The organism is Streptomyces sp. NPDC001219, from assembly GCF_053597915.1.
This window is the reverse complement of record NZ_JBSFJF010000030.1, coordinates 80,125-96,738: the sequence shown is the minus strand read 5'-3', so window position 1 is coordinate 96,738 and position 16,614 is coordinate 80,125. Positions and strand designations below refer to the sequence as shown.

The window sequence follows — 16,614 nt, the reverse complement described above, 5'->3', positions numbered from 1 at the left end:
GAGCCGCCAGACGGTGGGGGTGAGGGCGGTGCCGGGCCGGCGGTGGAGGGTGACGCGCAGCTCGTACGAGGTCAGGCGGAGGCCGCTCGCGGGGGTGTCGATGGCGAAGGTGTCGGTCGAGATGCTGCTGCGGCCGTCCTTCTGGCCGTCGACGGAGGTGCGCCGTATGTCGGCGTCGCTGTCGCCGGCGGTCCAGCGGCCCATGACGTACCAGGGGGTGCGGCCGCCGTCGGAGTAGGTGCCGCGCAGTTCGACGGCGATCCACGTGCCGGCCGGGGTGTGGGCGTTCCAGGAGGCGACGGCCTCGGTGGCCGGGACCTTGAGGGGGTGTGCCGGGGAGGTCCAGACGGCGTACTCCCAGGCGGTGGTCCGGCCGGTGTGCGGGTCCTTGTAGTCGACGGTGCCGGCCGGGTGGACGAGGCGGATGCCCGGCCGGGAGCCGTGTGCGGGGCCGGTCCCCCGGGCGCGGCCCGAGTGCCAGTCGGCGGTGGTGGTCCAGGCGTGATAGTCCACGAGGCTCTTCGGTCGGCGCGCGGCGGCCTCCGGGGTGGTGGGGGCCGGGGACGCGGGGGGCGTACGGGCGGGGTCGGCGGCCTGCGCCGCGGGGGTGGCGGCGCCCGCCGCGGCGGCGAGCGCGGCTGCCAGGACGGTGCGCCGGGGTGCGGAGCTGGTCATGGAGTGTCCCCCAGTGGGATGCAGAGGAGCGGGTGGGAGAGGCCGGGCGGGTGACGGGCGGCGGGGCAGTGGCTCAACTATTGCCCTTCCGGGCCGGCTGCGGAAGGCGGTGCGGGGCGCGTCGCGGCACCAATATTGGTGTGGACCAGTGGCGTCGGAGCGGTGTGCGGTGGCGGCGTACGCTGGCGCGATGGACCATGGCCTCGCCCCGCTCGCCGCCCGGCTGCACGCCGCACCGCCCTCCTGCGGTCCGGTGCGGCTGGTCGCGGTGGACGGGCACGCGGGGTCGGGCAAGAGCACGTTCGCGGACCGGCTGGCCGACGCGCTGGGCGGGGTGCCGGTGGTGCACACCGACGATCTCGCCACCCATGAGGAACTGTTCGCCTGGAGTGAGCGGTTCGGCTCCCAGATCCTCGGGCCGCTGTCGCGGGGCGAGACGGCGCGCTACGGCGTCTACGACTGGGTGCGCGGGGAGTTCACGGAGGAGCGTGCGCTGGCGCCCGCACCGCTGGTGCTGGTCGAGGGCGTGGGCGCGGGACGGCGGGCGCTGCGGCCGTTTCTGGCGTGCCTGCTGTGGATGGAACTGACGCGCGAGGACTCCTGGGAAAGGGGTCAACTCCGCGACGGACCGGGGCTCTCCGCGTTCTGGAGTGGCTGGATTCCGGCGGAGCGCGCGCACTTCGCAGCGGATGCTTCGCGCCCGTACGCCGATTTCCTGGTCCACCAGGGGCAGATGGGGTACGAGGTAGTGGTGGGACCTTCCGGAACACCCTGAGCGGCCCCCTATTTCACCCTCCGTAGCCAACCGCGGCCGACCCGCCCGGCGCCGCCGACAGGGTCCCGCCGAGTACCTCAACTCGGCTTGACCTGGGGGGCGTACAGGACTTACGTTCTCAATGTGCGGTTCAACGGACCGCCCACAGATGCGAAGCCCCCGGTTGTTCCCCCGTGATCGGGGGCTTCGTTCTGTCCAGATGCCGCTCGCGCCGCCGGTCGGGAGCCTCTCTCCCTCACCCAGGGTCACCGCATTCTTCGCGCCGTCACCTCGCGCCCCGCCGTACGTTCTTGGCCCGCACCGCCCTCTTCGGCGTGCACCGATCCCGCAGGTACCATGCGAGTCCGTGCCACCGCCGGCCTGGGACCGAGGTGTGCGCGGAGACGGTCAACTCCCGTCCGCCGTATGCCGGTTAGGGAGCCGCGGCCGGGCACTCGCCCGGCGCCGCGCGGGGGACGCTTTGTGGGGGGACGGGATGGATTTCGGCACTCAGGGTTCGCCCGCCCCGGCCGAGCTCGCCTGGCTGCGCGCGGTCGACGCCTACACCGTGGGCGCCTATCCGCAGGCCGAGGAGGAGTTCCGGGCCGCGGTACGGCTCGATCCGACGATGGCCGACGCCTGGCTCGGCCTGCACGCACTGCGCGCGGACACCTCCCTCGCGCTGCTGCGGATGCACCGGCACCGCGAACGCTTCGGCGACATGCGGGCCCGCCACCGACGCACCCTCAACTCCTGGTACTGGCTGGGCTGGTGGGTCCAGCCGGTGCTGGAGACCGGCCGCGATCTGCTGCTCGCCCACGCCTCCCACTGGCTCGACGGCCGCCATGTCGCCGAGCTGGACCAGGCGCTGGCCGGCTGCCCGCCCGTCGACACCGACCCCCAGGTCCGCTTTCTGCACGCCTGCCGCGCCTACCTCGTCAAGGACTGGGACCAGCTCGTACGGCACACCGAGCCGCTGCTCGCCGACCCGGTGCTGGGCATCGAGGCGGGGCTGTTCGGCGGCATGGCGCGGGTCCGGCTGGAGATGTACGGGCAGGCCGAACCCCTGCTGGCGGCCGCGCTGATGCGCTGCCGCAGCGAGCAGCCGCAGCGCAAGGAGCTGCGCTACTGGCTCGCCCGCGCCCATGAGGGCACCGGCCGCAGCGCCGCGGCGCTCCCCCTCTACCGCGCCGTGCACCGGGTCGACCCGGCGTTCATGGACACCGCGGCGCGGCTCGCCGCCATCGCCGAGGGGGACGGCCTGGACGAGGGCGCCGATCTCGCGACGGTCTCCGCCGCGGGCCTCGGCCAGGGGGCCGGCGGCGACCCGGACCCGCCGGCCCCGCTCGACCCGGTCGACGGCCGGGAGCTGCTGGTGACCGGCGAGGCGGACGGGCCGGACGGCGGTGAGGGCGGCGGCCCGCCCGCCGGGGGCGACGCGGCGGCCCGGGTCAAGGCGACGGCCTCGGTGCCGCGCGGCGCGGAGCGGCTGCCCGCCGGGCCCGCCGATCCGGTGCTGCTGGAGAAAGCGCTGGCGGAGCTGGAGCGGATGGTCGGCATGGAGCCGGTCAAGCGGCAGGTGCGGGCGCTGTCGGCCCAGCTGCGGATGGCGCGGCTGCGGGCGAGCCAGGGGCTGCCGGTGCAGCCGCCCAAGCGGCACTTCGTCTTCTCCGGCCCGTCCGGCACCGGCAAGACCACCGTGGCCCGGATATTGGGGCGGGTCTTCTACGCCCTGGGGCTCCTCGGCGGCGACCATCTCGTGGAGGCCCAGCGGTCGGATCTGGTCGGTGAGTTCCTCGGCCAGACCGCGGTGAAGGCCAATGAGCTGATCGACTCCGCGCTGGGCGGGGTGCTGTTCGTCGACGAGGCGTACAGCCTGTCCAACTCCGGCTACAGCAAGGGCGACGCCTACGGCGACGAGGCCCTGCAGGTGCTGCTCAAGCGCGCCGAGGACAACCGCGACCGGCTGGTGGTCATCCTGGCGGGCTACCCGGAGGGCATGGACCGGCTGCTGGCCGCCAACCCGGGGCTGTCGTCCCGCTTCACCAGCCGTGTCGACTTCCCCAGCTACCGGCCGCTGGAGCTGACCGCCATCGGTGAGGTGCTGGCCGAGGAGAACGGCGACCACTGGGACGAGGAGGCCCGCGACGAGCTGTGCAGCATCAGCGGGCATGTCGTCGAGCAGGGCTGGATCGACGAGCTGGGCAACGGCCGCTTTCTGCGCACCCTGTACGAGAAGAGCTGCGCCTACCGCGATCTGCGGCTCTCCACCTGGCGCGGCACCCCGACCCGCGACGACCTCGCCACGCTCCGGCTGCCGGATCTGATGCAGGCCTACGGCGAGGTCCTCTCCGGCCGCGGCCCGGACACGCCGGGGCGGCCGGAGTTCTGAGCGGCGGCCGGCCGCCCTCGTCTCAGCCCGTCGGCACCCGGTCCTCCGCCGGCAGCGGGGCCTCCTCGCGGGGCTCGCTGACCCGGTCGCCCGCGCGGCCGCGGGTACGGGCCGCCGGTGCCCGCCGGTGCGCGGGGTCACGGACCTCCCCGACCAGCATCTCCAGCACGTCCTCCAGCGCGACCAGGCCGAGCACCCGGCCGGTCGCGTCGGCGACCGCCGCCAGATGGGAGGCGGCCCGGCGCATCGCCGTCAGCGCGTCGTCCAGGGGCAGCTCGGCGCGCAGCGTGGTCATCGGGTGCCAGATGCGCTGGGGCACCGCGCGGTCCCGTTCCTCCAGGTCGAGGACGTCCTTGACGTGGAGGTAGCCCATGTACGCGCCGCCGGGGGCGCACACCGGGAAGCGGGAGTAGCCGGTCCGTACGGTCAGCTCCTCCACCTGGCGAGGGGTCACGGTCGGTTCGACGGTGACCAGTCCCGCCCGGTCGAGGAGGACCTCCGTGACGGGGCGGCTGCCCAGTTCCAGGACGTCCGAGAGCTGTTCCTGCTCGGCCGGCTCCAGCAGGCCCGCCTGCCCCGCGTCCTCCACGAGGTGGGTGAGCTGCTCACTGGTGAAGGCCGCCTCGACCTCGTCCTTCGGCTCCACCCGGAAGATCCGCAGCACTCCGCGGGCGCAGGCCCCGAGCAGCGCAGTGACCGGGCGGCACAGCCGCGCGAAGGCGACCAGACCGGGGCTGAACCACAGGGCGGTCTTCTCCGGCGCGGCCATCGCCAGGTTCTTGGGGACCATCTCGCCGATGACGAGGTGGAGGAAGACCACCAGCGCCAGGGCGATGACATAGCCGAGCGGGTGGACCAGGGCGGCGGGCAGGTGCACCGCCTCGAAGAGCGGCTCCAGGAGGTGGGCGACGGTCGGCTCGGCGACCGCGCCCAGCGTCAGCGAGCAGACGGTGATGCCGAACTGCGCGGCGGCCATCATCTGCGGGAGGTTCTCCAGGCCGTGCAGCACCTGCCGGGCCCGGGTGGAGCCCTCGGTCGCCAGCGGCTCGATCTGGCTGCGGCGTACCGAGACCAGGGCGAACTCGGCGCCGACGAAGAAGCCGTTGGTCAGCACGAGCAGCACCGCGAAGAGAAGCTGGACCAGCGTCATCGGGCCACCTCCGCGCCGAGCACGAGGGGTTCACGGCGCGCCCCGGGGGCGGCGGGCGCCATGACGGTCGCGGTCCGTACGATCCTTATCCGCTCGGCGCGGTGGTGCGACACCAGCCGCACCCGCAGCCGCCAGCCGTCGAGTTCCGCGATGTCGCCGGGGGCCGGGATACGGCCGAGTATGTGGGCCACCAGTCCTGCCACCGTCTCGTACGGTCCTTCGGGGGCGTCCAGGCCGATCCGCCGCAGGGTGTCCACCCGGCAGCCGCCGTCGGCGTCCCAGGCGGGGCGGCCCTCCTCGGGCGGGGCCTGACCCAGCTCGGGCAGGTCCACCCCGTCGTGCTCGTCGCGGACCTCGCCGACCAGCTCCTCGATGATGTCCTCCAGGGTCACCACACCGGCGGTGCCGCCGTACTCGTCGACGACCACCGCGATCGGCTGTTCGCTGCGCAGCCGCTCCAGCAGCGGCTGAACCGGCAGTGTCTCGGGCACCAGCAGCGGCGGTACCGCGATCCGGGCGGCCGGGATGCGCAGCCGGTCGTGCGCCGGGACGGCCAGCGCGTCCTTGAGGTGCACCATGCCGACGATCTCGTCGAGGCGGGTGCGGTAGACGGGGAACCGGGACAGGCCGGTGGCGCGGGTGAGGTTCACCACGTCCTCGGCGGTCGCGGACGCCTGCAGCGCGCTCACCCGGACGCGTGGCGTCATGACGTTCTCCGCCGTCAGATCGCCCAGCGAGAGGGTGCGCACGAAGAGGTCGGCGGTGTCCTGCTCGATGGCACCCGCGCGGGCGGAGTGCCGGGCGAGCGAGACCAGTTCGCCGGGGGTGCGGGCGGAGGCCAGCTCGTCGGTCGGCTCCACGCCCAGGGCGCGCACCAGGCGGTTGGCGACGGTGTTCAGCAGGGTGATCACCGGGCGGAAGAAGTGGGAGAAGACCCGCTGCGGGCCGGCCACGACCCGGGCGACGGGCAGCGGCTTGGACACCGCCCAGTTCTTGGGGACCAGCTCGCCGATGACCATCTGGACGGCGGAGGCCAGCAGCATGCCGATGACGACGGCGGTGCCGGGGACCGCGCCCTTGGGCAGGCCGGTGGCGAGCAGCGGCCCGGCCAGCAGTTCGGCCAGGGCGGGCTCGGCGAGCATGCCGACGACCAAGGAGGTGATCGTGATGCCCAGTTGGGTGCCGGACAGCTGGAAGGAGAGTTCCCGGAGGGCGGAGACGACGGTGTGGGCGGCGCGGTCGCCGTCGGCCGCGGCGCGTTCGGCGTCCGCCTTCTCGACGGTGACGAGTCCGAACTCGGCGGCGACGAAGAAACCGTTGGCCAGGATCAGGACGAGTGCCGCGGCGAGCAGCAGCAGGGGGCCGGTCATGCCGCCGCCTCCGTGGTATGCGGGGGTTGGGGAGGGGCGGCGCAGGTACTACAGGACGATCCGTCCATTGCCGGAGGGAGTCACTCCTCGGGTCGCAGTGGTCCCCTTGAGGGGCGGGGCGCAGGGCGCGCCCCGGAGAACAGAGTAAACAGCGGGGCCTCGATTAGGGCAGGCTCATCCGGCCGTGTGGTCGACAGCACCATGCTTCTCGGTGAGGTCGCGCAGCGCGCGGGCGTCCCGGATGGCCTGGTCCCGGGCGATGCCGGGCTGGATGCCCATGGCGGGCAGGCTGGTGCCGTCGGCGAGGTCGAGGTGGACCCAGGGGTCGCCGGCCCGGAGGTTGACGCGTACGACCTGCGCCCAGGCCAGTTCGCGCCGGGTGGTGAGGTTGACCACCGTGACGCCGTCCTGGCTCGCGACCACCTTCGGGCGGGCGAGGAGCAGGAGGACGGCCAGCACCAGCAGTCCGGTGAGGACGAAGCTCAGCCGCTCGCCGCCGCTCAGCTTCGGCAGCGCCAGCGCGATCGCCGTGAGGGCGGCGAGCTGGGCGAGGCCCACGGAGTACAGGACGACCCGGGTGCGGGTCGGCCGGAAGGTCACCGGCAGGCTGGGCAGGGGCGCGGACACGTCGTCGGTCTTCCGTGAGGGGTGAGGCAGGGGGGTACGGGATCTGGCCGGGGCCGCGGGTCAGAGCCGGCAGGCGTGGATGCCGGTGGTCAGGATCGCGCGGGCGCCGAGGTCGTAGAGCTCGTCCATGATGCGCTGGGCGTCCTTGGACGGGACCATCGAGCGGACCGCGACCCAGCCCTCGTGGTGCAGCGGGGAGACGGTCGGCGACTCCAGGCCGGGGGTGAGGCCGACGGCCTTCTCGACGTGCTCGACCCGGATGTCGTAGTCCATCATCACGTACCGGCGGGCCACCAGGACGCCCTGCATACGGCGCAGGAACTGGCGCACCTTCGGGTCGTCGTCCGGCGCGCCGGTGCCGCGGATGACCACGGCCTCGGACTTGAGGATCGGCTCGCCGATGATCTCCAGGCCGGCGTTGCGCAGGGTGGTGCCGGTCTCCACGACATCCGCGATGATCTCGGCGACGCCGAGCTGGATGGCGGTCTCCACCGCGCCGTCGAGGTGGACGACGGAGGCGTCCACACCGTTGTCGGCGAGGTGCTGCCGGACCAGGCCGGAGAACGAGGTGGCGATCGTCATGCCGCCGAACTCGCTGACCTCCTTGGCCGTGCCCGGGCGGGTGGCGTAGCGGAAGGTCGAGCCGGCGAAGCCGAGCTGGAGGATCTCCTCGGCCGGCGAGCCGGAGTCCAGCAGCAGGTCACGGCCGGTGATGCCGATGTCGAGCTTGCCGGAGCCCACGTAGACCGCGATGTCGCGGGGGCGCAGGAAGAAGAACTCGACCTCGTTCTCGGCGTCGACCAGGACCAGTTCCCTGCGGTCCTTGCGCTGGCGGTAGCCGGCCTCATGGAGCATCGCCGACGCAGGCTCGGACAGTGAACCCTTGTTGGGGACAGCGATGCGCAGCATGAGAGCGAATTCCTTTGCAGCTGAGAGGTGTTGGTGGTGCGGTGGGGTGGATCAGAGGTGGGCGTAGACGTCGTCGAGGGAGATGCCCTTGGCGACCATCATGACCTGGAGGTGGTAGAGGAGCTGGGAGATCTCCTCGGCGGCGGCCTCGTCGGACTCGTACTCGGCGGCCATCCACACCTCGGCGGCCTCCTCGACGACCTTCTTGCCGATCGTATGGACACCGGCCTGCACCAGCTCGGCGGTGCGGGAGGTGGCGGGGTCGCCGGTGGCGGCCTTCTGCTGGAGCTCGGAGAACAGCTCCTCGAACGTCTTCTTGGACATGATGGTGACCACCCTACGCGGTCGGCCCCCGCTCCTAGCGCCAGGGCTCGGACACGGTCCGCAGCGTCGCGGCGGTGGCGACCGCGGCGGTCACCGCCTCGTGGCCCTTGTCCTCGACGGACCCCTCCAGGCCCGCCCGGTCCAGGGCCTGCTGCTCGGTGTCGCAGGTCAGCACGCCGAAGCCGACCGGTACGCCGGTGTCCACCGCGACCTGGGTCAGGCCCTGGGTGACGCCCTGGCAGACGTAGTCGAAGTGCGGTGTGCCGCCCCTGATGACCACGCCGAGGGCGACCACCGCGTCGTAGCCGCGGCCGGCCAGGACCTTGGCGACCACCGGCAGCTCGAAGGTGCCCGGCACCCGCAGCAGGGTCGGCTCGTCGATGCCCAGCTCGGTGAGGGCGCGCAGCGCGCCGTCCACGAGGCCGTCCATGACCTGCTGGTGCCACTGCGCGGCGATGACGGCCACCCGCAGGTCGCCACAGTTCTTCACGGTCAGTTCGGGTGCGCCCTTGCCGCTCACGGTTCTCCTCGTTCGGGTGATGGTGCGGTTGGTGGTGACGTGGTGCCGGGTGGCTACTGGTTGTCGCAGGTGGTGGGGCGGTCGGGCTCGAGCCAGGGGAGGTCGTGGCCCATCCGGTCGCGCTTGGTGCGCAGGTACCGCAGATTGTGTTCGCCGGCCTGGACGGGCATCGGCTCCCGGCCGGAGACCCGCAGGCCGTGCCGCAGCAGGGCGGCGGTCTTCTCGGGGTTGTTGGTCATCAGGCGCAGGGAGCGCACCCCGAGGTCCTGGAGCATCTGCGCGCCCGCCGCGTAGTCGCGGGAGTCGGCGGGCAGTCCCAGTTCGAGGTTGGCGTCGAGGGTGTCGCGGCCGCGCTCCTGGAGTTCGTAGGCGCGCAGCTTGGACAGCAGGCCGATGCCGCGTCCCTCGTGGCCGCGGAGGTAGATCACCACACCGCGTCCGGCCTCGGCGATCTGCCGCAGTGACGCCTCCAGCTGGGGGCCGCAGTCGCAGCGCAGGGAGTGGAAGATATCGCCGGTCAGGCACTCGGAGTGCACCCTGACCAGGACGTCCTCGCCGTCGCCGAGCTCCCCGGCGACCAGTGCGATGTGCTCGACGCCGTCGACGGTGGAGCGGTAGCCGTAGGCGGTGAACTCGCCGTGCGCGGTGGGCAGCCGGGTCTCGGCCTCGCGGCGGACGGTGGGCTCGGACGACTGCCGGTAGGCGATCAGGTCCTCGATGGAGATGATCGACAGGCCGTGCTTACGGGCGAACGGCACCAGCTCCGGCAGCCGCAGCATCGTGCCGTCCTCACCGGCGATCTCCACGATGGCGGCGGCCGGGCGCAGTCCGGCCAGCCGGGCGAGGTCGACGCCGGCCTCGGTGTGGCCGTTGCGGACCAGCACCCCGCCGGGCCGGGCGCGCAGCGGGAAGATGTGGCCGGGCCGGACGAAGTCACCGGCGGCCGACTCCCCGGAGGCGAGCAGGCGGAGGGTGGTGGCGCGGTCGGCGGCGGAGATGCCGGTGGTCACGCCGTGCGCGGCGGTGGCGTCGACGGAGACGGTGAAGGCGGTCCGCATCGACTCGGTGTTGTGCTCGACCATCTGCGGGAGTTCCAGCCGGTCCAGCTCCGGGCCCTCCATGGGGGCGCAGATCAGCCCGCGGCACTCGCTCATCATGAACGCGACGATCTCGGGGGTGGCCTTCTCCGCGGCGACGACGAGGTCGCCCTCGTTCTCGCGGTTCTCGTCGTCCACGACGACCACCGGGCGGCCTGCGGCGATATCGGCGATGGCCTGCTCGACGGGGTCGAGCGCCAGTGCCGCGGCGTCCTCGTCGTACCAGCTCTGCAGTGCGGTCATGCCGCTGCTCCTTCCAGGACGGGGCGGGCGGCCGCGCGCGAACGCAGCCACCAGTCGCGCAGGCCCCACACGACGAGGGCGAGATAGACGACGTAGACGAGGCCGGAGAAGGCGAGCCCGCTGCTGAAGGCGAGCGGGACGCCGACGATGTCGACCAGCAGCCAGGCCAGCCAGAACTCGACCAGACCGCGGGCCTGGGCGACCATCGCGGCGAGCGTGCCGACGAAGATGTAGGCGTCCGGCCAGGGGTTCCAGGACAGCTGCGGGACCAGGGTGAACAGGGTGCCGACGGCCGCGGTGCCCAGGGCGGTGCCGCCGAGCAGCACACCGCGCTCGCGCCAGCCGGCGAAGCGTACGGCGATGGAGCCGTCCTGGGCCTGCTGCCGGCCGCGCTGCCACTGCCGCCAGCCCCACAACGCCACGCCGATGACGAGGAGTTGCTTGCCGACGCCGCCGCTGAGGTGGGCGGAGGCGTAGGCGGCGACGAGGACGACGCCGGACAGGAACTGGGCGGGCCAGGTCCAGATCGAGCGCCGCCAGCCGAGTGCCAGGGCGGCCAGGCCGATGGTGTTGCCGATCATGTCCGACCAGATGACGTGCTGCCCGAGGGCCGTGAAGGCCTCGCCGTTCAGCGTGTCGAGGACGCTCACCGGTCCATCTCCTTGATCTCGTCGAGGTCTCCGCGGTCGTCGGAGCCCCGCCCGAGCAGCCGCTCGACGTACTTGGCGAGGACGTCGACCTCGAGGTTGACGGGGTCCCCGGCCTTCTTGAGACCCAGGGTGGTCAGCGCCAGGGTGGTGGGGATGAGGCTGATGGTGAAGTAGTCGTCCGCCGCGTCGACGACGGTGAGGCTGACGCCGTCGACGGTGATGGAGCCCTTCTCCACCACGTAGCGGGACAGCGCGGCGGGCAGCGCGACCTTGACGATCTCCCAGTGTTCGCCGGGGGTGCGTTCGAGGATCGTGCCGGTGCCGTCGACATGGCCCTGGACGAGGTGTCCGCCGAGCCGCCCGCCGAGCGCCATCGGGCGCTCCAGGTTGACGCGGGAGCCGGCGGCCAGTGCGCCGAGGCTGGAGCGGTTCAGGGTCTCGGCCATCACGTCGGCGGTGAACTCACCGTCGGCGGTGTCCACGACGGTCAGACAGACACCGTTGACGGCGATCGAGTCACCGTGCTTGGCGTCCTCCGTGACGACGGGGCCGCGGAGCCGGAACCGGGAGCTGTCGCCGAGGTCCTCGACGGCGGCGACCTCACCCAGTTCTTCGACGATTCCGGTGAACACGTCAGTTCTCCTCGTTCAGGGCGTGGCGGATGGGGGTGGCGGTGATGCGCAGGTCGGGTCCGAGCCGTTCGGTGTCGGTCACGTCGAGCCGCAACGCCTGGGCGATGGTGGTGATTCCGGCGTCGCCGACGGCGGCCGGTCCGGCGCCGAGCAGGACCGGCGCGAGATAGCCGACGACCTTGTCGACGGCCTGCGCGGCGAGGAAGGCACCGGCGAGCGTGGGGCCCCCTTCGAGGAGCACGGAACGGACGTCCCGCTCGTAGAGGGCCTGGAGCAGCGCGGGGAGGTGCAGGCCGCGCCCGTCGGCGGCGCGCGGCAGCCGGACGAGCGGGGCGAGGCCTTCGAGGTGGCTCGCGTCGGCGTCCTCGGCGACCGCGACGAGGGTCGGCGCGGTGCCGTCCAGGACGCGGGCGCCGGCCTTCACGGCGGTGGCACCGGAGTCGACGATGACCCGCAGCGGCTGGCAGATCGCGTCGTCGGACAGACCCGCGATCCGGGCGCCGAGCTGCGGGTCGTCGGCGCGGGCGGTGCCGGAGCCGACGATCACGGCGTCCGCGGCGGCACGCAGCCGGTGCACGTCGGCACGCGACTGGGGCGAGCTGATCCACCGGCTGGTGCCGTCGGCGGCGGCGATCCGGCCGTCGAGGGTCGCGGCGTACTTCCACAGCACGAAGGGGCGGCGGCGCAGTACCGACGTCAGCCAGGCCTCGTTGCCGGCCGCGGCCTCGTCGGCGAGCAGTCCGCCCTCGACGTCGATCCCGGCCGCGGCCAGGGTGACGGCGCCGCCGGTGGCGGTCGGGTTGGGGTCGGAGACGGCGTAGACGACGCGGGTGACCCCGGCGTCGATCAGCGCCTGGGCGCAGGGGCCGGTGCGGCCGGTGTGGTTGCAGGGTTCGAGGGTGACCAGTGCGGTGCCGCCGCGGGCCCGTTCGCCCGCGGCACGCAGGGCATGGACCTCGGCGTGCGGCCCGCCGGCCCGCTGGTGCCAGCCTTCGCCCGCCGTACGGCCCGCGGAGTCCAGGACGACACAGCCGACCACGGGGTTGGGGCTGGTGTGCCCGAGCCCGCGCGCGGCGAGCTCGATGGCTCGGCGCATCGCCGCGATCTCGACGGGGGCTGCGGTGGCCACCGGGTCCTCCTGCCTCTCAGGGCACGGACTCCGGGGCTGTCGGACGACAGAAGCGGAAACGACGCCACGGGAACACCGCGGCCGGACATACACGGACCGCCCGGGAAAATACCCGGACGCGCCGCCGACGGCGGTGTACCGAAGCTCGCCCGCCGCGCACTGCCTCCCATCCGGACTTTCACCGTCGGTGCAGGAATTTCACCTGCTCAACCGGCCGCTGGCTGCGGACGGGTCGCGGACTGTTACCGCCGGTTCGGAATTACACCGACCCCGGAGTGCGCTGCTGCTTTTATGTCAGTACAGCTTCAGTCTGCCACGCCGCGTCGTCGCCCATGCGGGCGAAGCCCTGTGGGCTGCCTCACAGCCCCCGGCGCGCCGCCCGTGTCACAGACGGCGCGCGTGAGGCGTCATAGCGAGGACGTACCCGTTCCTCCACCTCTCAAGGACTGATCCACGATGGCGACAATTCTGGTGACCGGCGGCACCGGCACACTCGGACGCCCCCTGGTGCACCGGCTGCTCGACGACGGCCACGACGTCCGGTCGCTGAGCCGGCACCCCCACACCGGCCGGGAGCGGCCGCGGCCGCACTCCTACGCCGTCGATCTGCGCGACGGCACGGGGCTGCCGGAGGCGCTGGCGGGCGTGGACGCGCTCGTGCACTGCGCCAGCTCACCGGCCGGCGGCGACATGGAGGCGGCCGGGCGGCTCGTGCAGGCGGCGAAGGCGGCGGGCGTCCCGCACCTGGTGTACATCTCGATCGTCGGGGTGGACCGGGTCCCGCTCCGCTACTACCGGACCAAACTCGCGGTGGAGCGGCTGATCGAGGACTCCGGCATCGGCTGGACGGTGCTGCGCACGACGCAGTTCCACCATCTGGTGCTCCAGATCATCAAGGCGGGCGCCCGTTCACCGGTACTGCCGGTGCCGACCGGGGTACGGGTGCAGCCGGTCGAGGTGAACGAAGTCGCCGCCCGCCTCGCCGAGTTGGCGGCCGGCCCCCCGGCGGGCCGGGTCCCCGACATGGGCGGCCCCGAGGTGCTGACCGCCCACGACCTCGTACGGACCACCCTGGAGGCGGGCGGCCGGCACCGGCTGCTGCTGCCCGTGCGGCTACCGGGCGCCACCGCCGCCGCGCTGCGCCGCGGCGGGAACCTGACGCCCGAGCACGCGGAGGGGCGGCGGACTTATGGGGAGTTCTTGGCGGAGAGGGTGGGTGGGTGAGGGCTGTTCGTTGGGGGTGATGGCCGGTGGGCGGGTGAGGGGCTGGCGCGTGACGGGCCGGCGTATGAAGGGCTGGCGCGACCGTGCGACGTCGGGAATACCCGCCCGCCTCCTGCGCGTTGTGGCCCGCAAGGGGGACCCGCACCCCCTACGGGATCTGTTCCCGCCCCCCTGAAGGGACACCCCCTCAGGCCCGGGGCGACACCCCCGGCCCCACCGCCCCGAACAGTTCGTTCTGCGCGGCGTCCCGGGCGGCGAGCACCGCGCCGAGCAGTACCGCCCGTCCGCCGACCGTCCCCGCGCGTACGTCGGTGCGCAGCGGGGAGAGCCGGGCCAGCTGGGCGGCGACCCGGTCGGCGAGTTCGGCGCCGCCGCCGCAGCCGGTCTCGCCGCCGAGGACGACACACCCGGGGTCGAGTACGGCGCACACGGCCGCCACGCCGAGGGCGATCCGTGCGGCCAGCGCGTCGAGGAAGGCGGCTCCGGCGTCCCCGGCGGCCACGGCGGCGCGGACGAGGGACTCGGCGGGCGGGACGTCGGTGGGGGCCTCGGTGGAGGGCCCGTCAGGAGCCGCCTCGGTGGAGGGCCCGTTCGCCCCGCTCGCCCCGCTTCTCACCCCGTTCGGGCCGGCGGCTTCGGCTTCGTCGGACGGTCGGTCCCGTCCCGCTGTCACGGCGGCCGACGACACCCCGTGTTCCGCCGCGAGGGCGCAGATCGCGGCGGAGCCGGCCAGTGCGTGGAAGCCGCCGTCGCAGCCGGTCGCGGAGGGCAGCGCGCCGGTGCCGGGGACCGGCAGGAAGCCGATCTCGCCGGTGCCGCCCGAGGCGCCGCGCCGCAGCGTGCCGTCCAGGACCACGGCGGCGCCGGTGCCATGGCCGAGCCAGAGCAGGACGAAGGTGTCCCGGTCGCGGGCCGCGCCGTCGCGCTGCTCCGCGATGGCGGCGAGGTTGACCTCGTTCTCCAGCAGGACGGGGACGCCCGTCCGCGCACGCAGCGCGCCGACCAGTCCGTCGTGCCACGGCGAGATCCAGTCGGCGGCGCCGAGCCGTCCCGTGGCGGGGTCGATCAGGCCGGGGGCGCCGACGGCGATGGTGTGCGGCGTGTGTGCGCCCGCGGCGGCGAGCGCCTTGTCGACGGCGGCGAGCGCGGTGGCCACGGCCGTATCGGGGGCGGCCTCCGGACCGATGGGGACGGTGTGTTCGGCGCGCACCCGGCCGAGGAGGTCGGCGACGGCGACGGCGACGCTGTGCGTCCGCAGGTCGAGGCCGACGAGATGGGCCCGGTCGGCGACGATCCCGTAGAGCCGTGCGTTGGGCCCGCGCCGCTGCGTGCCGCTCTCGCCGACCACGGCGATCAGCCCGGCCTCCTGGAGGCGCTCGACGAGGTCCGCCACGGTCGGCCGGGACAGGCCGGTCAGCGACTTGAGCTGACCTGCCGTCAAGGGGCCCTCGGATTGGAGCAGTTGGAGGGCCAGGCGGTCGTTGATCAGCCGGGCGGTGGCCGGGGAGGCGGTGCGGCGGTCCGCTGCCGCGCGCGGTGGATGCATGGCGGGATTCTGTCATCCGGCCGGGCCAACGCCCTTATTATCAGGCAGGGTTCCTGATAATTTACCGCCCATGGCTGGCAACGACGGCGCCACTCCGCCTCTCCCCCACCACACCGGACTGCGCCGCGCGCGTTGGTCCATTGCCGCGGTGTTCCTCATCCACGGCTCGGTCACCGGCAACTTCGCCACCCGCATCCCCTGGATTCAGGACCACACCGCCCTCTCACCGGGCCAACTCGGCCTGGCACTCGCCTTCCCCGCGATCGGCGCGTCCCTGGCGATGCCGCTGGCCGGCCGGATCAGCCACCGCCTCGGCGCCCGCACCGCGCTCCGCGGACTGCTCGCCCTCTGGACCCTGTCGCTGGTCCTGCCCGCCCTCTCCCCCGGTCTGTTCGCGCTGGCCGCGGCATTGCTGGCGTACGGCGCGGCCTCCGGGATGTCGGACGTCGCGATGAACGCGCTCGGCCTGGAGACCGAGGACCGGCTCGGCAAACCGATCATGTCGGGGCTGCACGGTATGTGGAGTGCGGGCGCCCTGCTCGGCTCGGCGGCCGGCACCGTCGCCGCGCACGCCGGGTGGGACGCCCGGCTCCATCTGGCCGGTGCCGCGCTCGTACTGACACTGCTCGGCGCGCTCGCCTGCCGGGGTGTGCTGGATCTGCGGAGCACCCCCGACGAGCATCCGCCGCCGCGCTTCGCGCTACCGCCGAGATCGGCGCTGGTCATCGGGGCGATCGGGTTCTGCGCGGTGTTCGCTGAGGGCGCCGGCCTGGACTGGTCGGCGGTCTACCTCCGCGACGAACTGGGTACCGACGCGGGCCTGGCGGCCGCCTCGACCACCGCTTTCGCCTGCACGATGACGGTCGCGCGGCTGGCCGGGGACCGGGTGGTGGCCCGCTTCGGCGCGGTGCGCACGGTGCGGGCCGGCGGGGTGCTGGCGGCGGCCGGTGGGCTGCTGATCGTCACGGCGCGGCATCCGGCCATGGCGATGGGCGGGTTCGGGCTGATGGGCCTCGGGATCGCGGTGGTGGTCCCGCTGGCCTTCGCGGCCGCCGGCCGCAGCGGCCCCGCCCCCAGCCAGGCGATCGCGGGCGTCGCCACGATCACGTACACCTCCGGCCTCATCGCACCGTCCGCGATCGGCGGCCTCGCCCAGGCGACCTCGCTGCCGGTGTCGTTCATGCTGGTCACGGCGTTGGCGTGCGGGCTGGTGGTGGGCGCGCGGGTGCTGCGGGTGCCGAGCCGTACGGCGTCGGGCGGCGCTCCCGCGGTGACGGGAGATCTGGAACGGTCCTGAGCGCGGCGGCCGATGGGGCGGCGGCGCCCCGGGCAACGCCCGCGCCCCGGCTCCCCGCCAACGCCCGCCCGCGCC

General features: G+C 73.6%; 15 protein-coding genes, 1 pseudogene and 1 riboswitch. Of the genes and pseudogenes, 4 read left to right on the top strand and 12 right to left on the bottom strand.

All coding sequences use genetic code 11. The features are described 5' to 3' along the window. Positions 1–675, bottom strand: a pseudogene (locus ACWC9R_RS20665) (peptidase C39 family protein); the annotation flags it as partial. 190 nt (positions 676–865) lie between these two features. Between ACWC9R_RS20665 and ACWC9R_RS20660 the strand changes: the two are divergent. Together ACWC9R_RS20660 and ACWC9R_RS20655 are read left to right on the top strand one after the other, a co-directional pair. Next, complete coding sequence (locus tag ACWC9R_RS20660) at positions 866–1,450, top strand: uridine kinase family protein (RefSeq protein ID WP_450733436.1); 585 nt, start codon at positions 866–868, stop codon at positions 1,448–1,450. A gap of 475 nt (positions 1,451–1,925) precedes the next feature. Beyond that, a complete protein-coding gene (locus ACWC9R_RS20655; RefSeq protein ID WP_450733434.1) occupies positions 1,926–3,821 on the top strand; it encodes an AAA family ATPase in 1,896 nt (631 codons plus the stop codon). Between the two features lie 22 nt (positions 3,822–3,843). On the opposite strand, the gene ACWC9R_RS20650 is transcribed toward ACWC9R_RS20655, so the two are convergent. From ACWC9R_RS20650 to ribD, 10 genes are all read right to left on the bottom strand, one after another. Then, positions 3,844–4,971, bottom strand: a complete 1,128-nt coding sequence (locus ACWC9R_RS20650; RefSeq protein WP_450733432.1) for a hemolysin family protein — start codon at positions 4,969–4,971, stop codon at positions 3,844–3,846. Further along, on the bottom strand, positions 4,968–6,341 hold the full coding sequence (locus tag ACWC9R_RS20645) for a hemolysin family protein (RefSeq protein WP_450733430.1): 1,374 nt from the start codon (positions 6,339–6,341) through the stop codon (positions 4,968–4,970). Before ACWC9R_RS20645 ends, ACWC9R_RS20650 begins: the two co-directional genes overlap by 4 nt. 174 nt (positions 6,342–6,515) lie before the next feature. Continuing rightward, complete coding sequence (locus tag ACWC9R_RS20640; RefSeq protein WP_450733429.1) at positions 6,516–6,968, bottom strand: PH domain-containing protein; 453 nt, start codon at positions 6,966–6,968, stop codon at positions 6,516–6,518. A 60-nt stretch (positions 6,969–7,028) separates the two neighbouring features. Further along, positions 7,029–7,877 (bottom strand): ATP phosphoribosyltransferase, encoded by an 849-nt coding sequence (hisG, locus tag ACWC9R_RS20635; RefSeq protein WP_386433700.1) that lies wholly within the window; start codon positions 7,875–7,877, stop codon positions 7,029–7,031. Positions 7,878–7,928: 51 nt separating this feature from the next. After that, positions 7,929–8,201, bottom strand: a complete 273-nt coding sequence (locus ACWC9R_RS20630; RefSeq protein ID WP_086720687.1) for a phosphoribosyl-ATP diphosphatase — start codon at positions 8,199–8,201, stop codon at positions 7,929–7,931. A gap of 34 nt (positions 8,202–8,235) precedes the next feature. Then, entirely contained in the window at positions 8,236–8,721 is a 486-nt protein-coding gene (gene ribH / locus ACWC9R_RS20625; protein WP_362602438.1) for a 6,7-dimethyl-8-ribityllumazine synthase, read from the bottom strand. Between the two features lie 53 nt (positions 8,722–8,774). Next, entirely contained in the window at positions 8,775–10,061 is a 1,287-nt protein-coding gene (locus ACWC9R_RS20620; RefSeq protein WP_362602435.1) for a bifunctional 3,4-dihydroxy-2-butanone-4-phosphate synthase/GTP cyclohydrolase II, read from the bottom strand. Then, on the bottom strand, positions 10,058–10,711 hold the full coding sequence (locus ACWC9R_RS20615) for a nicotinamide mononucleotide transporter family protein (RefSeq protein ID WP_362602432.1): 654 nt from the start codon (positions 10,709–10,711) through the stop codon (positions 10,058–10,060). The genes ACWC9R_RS20620 and ACWC9R_RS20615 overlap by 4 nt, the downstream gene beginning before the upstream one ends. Further along, positions 10,708–11,343, bottom strand: coding sequence for a riboflavin synthase (locus ACWC9R_RS20610; protein ID WP_450733425.1), 636 nt, complete (start codon positions 11,341–11,343; stop codon positions 10,708–10,710). The genes ACWC9R_RS20615 and ACWC9R_RS20610 overlap by 4 nt, the downstream gene beginning before the upstream one ends. A gap of 1 nt (position 11,344) precedes the next feature. Next, positions 11,345–12,472: a bifunctional diaminohydroxyphosphoribosylaminopyrimidine deaminase/5-amino-6-(5-phosphoribosylamino)uracil reductase RibD gene (ribD, locus tag ACWC9R_RS20605; RefSeq protein ID WP_450733423.1), complete on the bottom strand. Its 1,128-nt coding sequence runs from the start codon at positions 12,470–12,472 to the stop codon at positions 11,345–11,347. A 152-nt stretch (positions 12,473–12,624) separates the two neighbouring features. After that, positions 12,625–12,755, bottom strand: a riboswitch (FMN riboswitch). A gap of 173 nt (positions 12,756–12,928) precedes the next feature. On the opposite strand from ribD, the gene ACWC9R_RS20600 reads away from it, so the two are divergent. Next, complete coding sequence (locus ACWC9R_RS20600; protein ID WP_450733421.1) at positions 12,929–13,696, top strand: SDR family oxidoreductase; 768 nt, start codon at positions 12,929–12,931, stop codon at positions 13,694–13,696. Positions 13,697–13,883: 187 nt separating this feature from the next. Here ACWC9R_RS20600 and ACWC9R_RS20595 read toward each other — a convergent pair whose 3' ends face one another. Beyond that, positions 13,884–15,242: an ROK family transcriptional regulator gene (locus ACWC9R_RS20595; protein WP_450733419.1), complete on the bottom strand. Its 1,359-nt coding sequence runs from the start codon at positions 15,240–15,242 to the stop codon at positions 13,884–13,886. A gap of 70 nt (positions 15,243–15,312) precedes the next feature. On the opposite strand from ACWC9R_RS20595, the gene ACWC9R_RS20590 reads away from it, so the two are divergent. Next, on the top strand, positions 15,313–16,539 hold the full coding sequence (locus tag ACWC9R_RS20590) for an MFS transporter (RefSeq protein ID WP_450733417.1): 1,227 nt from the start codon (positions 15,313–15,315) through the stop codon (positions 16,537–16,539). Positions 16,540–16,614 lie beyond the last annotated feature (75 nt).

Bases quoted from the DNA above. Each gene is read 5' to 3' on its own strand.
- ACWC9R_RS20660 (WP_450733436.1), top strand. From the start codon at position 866: ATGGACCATGGCCTCGCCCCGCTCGCCGCCCGGCTGCACGCCGCACCG.
- ACWC9R_RS20655 (WP_450733434.1), top strand. From the start codon at position 1,926: ATGGATTTCGGCACTCAGGGTTCGCCCGCCCCGGCCGAGCTCGCCTGG.
- ACWC9R_RS20650 (WP_450733432.1), bottom strand. From the start codon at position 4,971: ATGACGCTGGTCCAGCTTCTCTTCGCGGTGCTGCTCGTGCTGACCAAC.
- ACWC9R_RS20645 (WP_450733430.1), bottom strand. From the start codon at position 6,341: ATGACCGGCCCCCTGCTGCTGCTCGCCGCGGCACTCGTCCTGATCCTG.
- hisG (WP_386433700.1), bottom strand. From the start codon at position 7,877: ATGCTGCGCATCGCTGTCCCCAACAAGGGTTCACTGTCCGAGCCTGCG.
- ACWC9R_RS20630 (WP_086720687.1), bottom strand. From the start codon at position 8,201: ATGTCCAAGAAGACGTTCGAGGAGCTGTTCTCCGAGCTCCAGCAGAAG.
- ACWC9R_RS20620 (WP_362602435.1), bottom strand. From the start codon at position 10,061: ATGACCGCACTGCAGAGCTGGTACGACGAGGACGCCGCGGCACTGGCG.
- ACWC9R_RS20600 (WP_450733421.1), top strand. From the start codon at position 12,929: ATGGCGACAATTCTGGTGACCGGCGGCACCGGCACACTCGGACGCCCC.
- ACWC9R_RS20595 (WP_450733419.1), bottom strand. From the start codon at position 15,242: ATGCATCCACCGCGCGCGGCAGCGGACCGCCGCACCGCCTCCCCGGCC.
- ACWC9R_RS20590 (WP_450733417.1), top strand. From the start codon at position 15,313: ATGGCTGGCAACGACGGCGCCACTCCGCCTCTCCCCCACCACACCGGA.